This window comes from Streptomyces sp. GC420, from assembly GCF_009916105.1.
Lineage (GTDB): Bacteria > Actinomycetota > Actinomycetes > Streptomycetales > Streptomycetaceae > Streptomyces.
Genome location: NZ_JAAAXQ010000559.1, coordinates 1 through 3,627, shown reverse-complemented (window position 1 = coordinate 3,627; position 3,627 = coordinate 1). Strand labels below are relative to the sequence as shown.

Below are 3,627 nucleotides of genomic sequence, written 5' to 3'. Positions count from 1 at the left end.
GGCGGCGGGCTGTGGCGTCAGCCCATGTGCGGGTAGCGGTAGTCGGTCGGCGGGACCAGCGTCTCCTTGATGGAGCGGGTGGAGATCCAGCGGGCCAGGTTGGACGCGGCGCCCGCCTTGTCGTTGGTGCCGGAGGCACGGCCGCCGCCGAAGGGCTGCTGGCCGACCACGGCGCCGGTCGACTTGTCGTTGATGTAGAAGTTGCCCGCGGCGAAGCGCAGCTTCGCCATGGTGTGCGCGGCGGCCGCGCGGTCGCCCGCGATGACCGAGCCGGTCAGGGCGTACGCCGACACCGACTCCATCTGGTCGAGCATCGCGTCGTACTCGGCGTCCTCGTAGACGTGCACGGCGAGGATCGGGCCGAAGTACTCCGTGGTGAAGACCTCGTTGGCCGGGTCGGAGCACTCGATGACCGTGGGGCGCACGAACCAGCCGGCCGAGTCGTCGTAGGTGCCGCCCGCGACGATGGTGCAGCTGGGGTCGGCGGCGGCCCGGTCGATCGCGGCCCTGTTCTTCGCGAAGGCACGCTCGTCGATGACGGCGCCCATGAAGTTCGACAGATCGGTGACGTCGCCCATGGTCAGCCACTCGACCTCGGCGGCGAACTCCTCGCGGAAGCCGCCCTCCCACAGCGAGCGCGGGATGTACGCGCGCGAGGTGGCCGAGCACTTCTGGCCCTGGTACTCGAAGGCGCCCCGGGTCAGCGCCGTCTTCAGGACCGCTGGGTCGGCTGAGGGGTGCGCGACGACGAAGTCCTTGCCGCCGGTCTCACCGACCAGCCGCGGGTACGTCCTGAACTTCCCGATGTTGCTGCCGACCGTCTTCCACAGGTACTGGAAGGTCTTCGTCGAGCCGGTGAAGTGGATGCCCGCGAGGTCGGGGTGCTCCAGCGCCACCTCGGAGACGGCCAGGCCGTCTCCGGTCACCAGGTTGATGACGCCCGGGGGCAGCCCTGCCTCCTCCAGCAGCCTCATCAGCAGCACTGCGGAGTGGGTCTGCGTCGGGGACGGCTTCCACACCACGACATTGCCCATCAGGGCCGGCGCGGTCGGCAGATTGCCCGCGATGGCCGTGAAGTTGAACGGTGTGATGGCGTACACGAAGCCTTCGAGCGGGCGGTGGTCGCTGCGGTTCCACACACCGGGCGAGTTGGCGATCGGCTGCTCGGCGAGGAGCTGCCGGGCGAAGTGCACATTGAAGCGCCAGAAGTCGACCAGCTCGCAAGGGCTGTCGATCTCCGCCTGCTGCGCGGTCTTGCCCTGGCCCAGCATGGTGGAGGCGGCGATCGTCTCGCGCCAGGGGCCCGCCAGCAGCTCGGCGGCGCGAAGGATGATCGCGGCACGGTCGTCGAAGGACAGCCCGCGCCAGGCGGGCGCCGCGGCGAGAGCCGCGTCGATCGCGTCGCGGGCGTCCTGCCGCGTGGCGTTGGCGGCGGTGCCGAGGACCGCCTTGTGGTTGTGGGGCTGTACGACGTCGAAGCGCTCGCCGCCGCCCATCCGCCTCCTGCCGCCGATGGTCATCGGCAGGTCGACCGGGTTCTCCGCCAGTTCCTTCAGTTTCGCTTCGAGACGGGCGCGTTCGGGGGTGCCGGGCGCGTACGAGTGCACCGGCTCATTGACCGGCGCGGGGACCTGGGTCACAGCGTCCATGGGTACCTCTTCCCAGTGAGTCCTCCGCTACGGCCGGGGAGAAGCCGAGCGTCGGCGTGTGTTGGACAGCGGTCGGGGTCGGTGCTCGCCCGCCGCTTCGGTGTGCGGGGTAGAAGCCGCCGTCGGCTCATGGCGTCACCCCCGGGTCAGCAGACTGCGCAGGAAGAACGCGAGGTTGGCCGGGCGCTCGGCCAGTCTCCGCATGAAGTAGCCGTACCAGTCGGTGCCGTAGGCGATGTAGACGCGCATCCTGTGGCCCTCGGCGGCCAGCCGGTACTGCTCCTCGGTACGGATGCCGTACAGCATCTGGAACTCGTACTCGTCGGGCTTGCGCCCGGCACGGCGGGCGAGTTCCTGGCCGATCGCGATGATCCGCGGATCGTGCGAGCCGATCATCGGGAAGCCCTCACCCTCCATGAGGATCCTCAGGCAGCGGACGTACGCCCTGTCGACCTCGGACCTGTCCTGGTACGCGACGGAGGCCGGCTCCTTGTAGGCGCCCTTGACCAGCCGAACCCGGGACCCCGCGCGGGCGAGCGCGCGGCAGTCCTCCTCGGTACGGAAGAGGTACGACTGGACGACGGCGCCGGTCGCCGGGAAGCGTTCACGCAGCTCGGCGTGGATGGCCAGGGTCGAATCGACCGTCGTGTGGTCCTCCATGTCGAGAGTGACGGTGGTGCCGATGTCCGCGGCGGCCTCGACGACCGGGAGGACGTTCCTCAGCGCCAGGTCGTGGCCTCCCGGCAGGGCCTGCCCGAAGGAGGAGAGCTTGACGGACATCTCGGCCCGCTCGCCCAGCCCCAGCGGGCGCAGCGCCTCGGTCAGCCGCAGATAGGCGTCGCGGGCCCGCAGCGCCTCGGCCGGATCTGTGACGTCCTCCCCGAGGACGTCGAGGGTGACCTCCAGGCCGCGGTCCGCCATGGCCCGTACGACCGGCATGGTCTCCTCGACGCTCTCGCCCGGGACGAACCGGTCGACCACGGGCCTGGTCACCGGCGCGGCCGAGACGGCACGGCGCATCACGTCGCTGCGCGACGCGGCGAGGATGACGGGACCCAGCACGGGCACCTCCACGGAGAGGACTGACGGGGCCGCACCCTGCGGCGCGCGACGACGCGGGTGCGGCACGGAGAACCACCGTGAAATCTAAGGATCGCTCCGATCCTGGGCCATCTACAGCTGTCACGCATCCGTGGCCCGGATCTCAGACATCTGTATGAGGCGAACGGTCCGGAGGGAGGAGAATGAGGGGGTGAAAGGCGATTACCAGGAACTGGTCGACGAGATCTCCGCGCAACTGGGCGCCCCCGCGACGCTGGAGGACCGGGACTTCGGGCTGATCGCCTTCGGCGCGCACGACAGCGACGACGACCTGACGATGGACCCGGTGCGCACCCGCTCGATCCTGACCAGGAAGTCCACGGCGGCGGTCCGCGCCTGGTTCGAGGCCTTCGGCATCACCCGTGCCACGGGGCCGGTCCGCATCCCCGTCGACCCGGAGGCCGGGGTCTACCGCGGCCGGATCTGCCTGCCCGTCCGGCACGGCGGCGTCGTCCACGGGTACGTCTGGCTGCTCGACACCGAGCCCGGGCCCACGGACGAGCAGCTCACCGCCGCCATGCAGGTCACCGCCAGGATCGGCGCCCTCCTCGCGGAGGAGGCATCCGCGGACGCGAGCCTCGCCCGCGACCTGCGCTCGCTGCTGCTCTCCCCGCACGACTGGGAGCGCGACCTGGCCGTCTCCTCCCTCCGTGCGGCCCTCGGCCCCAGCCTGGACGGACTGCACACCGTCGTCTGTGTCGCCCCCTGGCCGTCCGGCGATCCGCACCGCGCCCGCGGCGTCCCTTCCACCGCGGCGGCCTGCACAGTCCCCTGGCCGGGCCCCCCTCACCACGGGCCGGCCTCCGAGGAGCACCCCCGCGGCGCGCGGGGCCCCGCCCCTGCTCCCCCGCCGGCCCGCCGCGGCCCTGCCCAGGCG

2 protein-coding genes and 1 pseudogene are annotated in these 3,627 nt (G+C 71.3%); 1 reads left to right on the top strand and 2 read right to left on the bottom strand.

All coding sequences use genetic code 11. The features are described from left to right. Window positions 1–17: 17 nt before the first annotated feature. Both pruA and GUY61_RS36080 read right to left on the bottom strand, forming a co-directional pair. Window positions 18–1,649, bottom strand: coding sequence for an L-glutamate gamma-semialdehyde dehydrogenase (pruA, locus tag GUY61_RS36085; protein ID WP_166634524.1), 1,632 nt, complete (start codon window positions 1,647–1,649; stop codon window positions 18–20). 135 nt (window positions 1,650–1,784) lie between these two features. Then, on the bottom strand, window positions 1,785–2,711 hold the full coding sequence (locus GUY61_RS36080) for a proline dehydrogenase family protein (RefSeq protein WP_166634523.1): 927 nt from the start codon (window positions 2,709–2,711) through the stop codon (window positions 1,785–1,787). A gap of 154 nt (window positions 2,712–2,865) precedes the next feature. Between GUY61_RS36080 and GUY61_RS36075 the strand changes: the two are divergent. Beyond that, a pseudogene (locus GUY61_RS36075) lies at window positions 2,866–3,627 on the top strand (PucR family transcriptional regulator); the annotation flags it as partial.

Excerpts from the sequence above, each read along its gene's own strand:
- pruA (WP_166634524.1), bottom strand. The coding sequence starts at position 1,649 with ATGGACGCTGTGACCCAGGTCCCCGCGCCGGTCAATGAGCCGGTGCAC.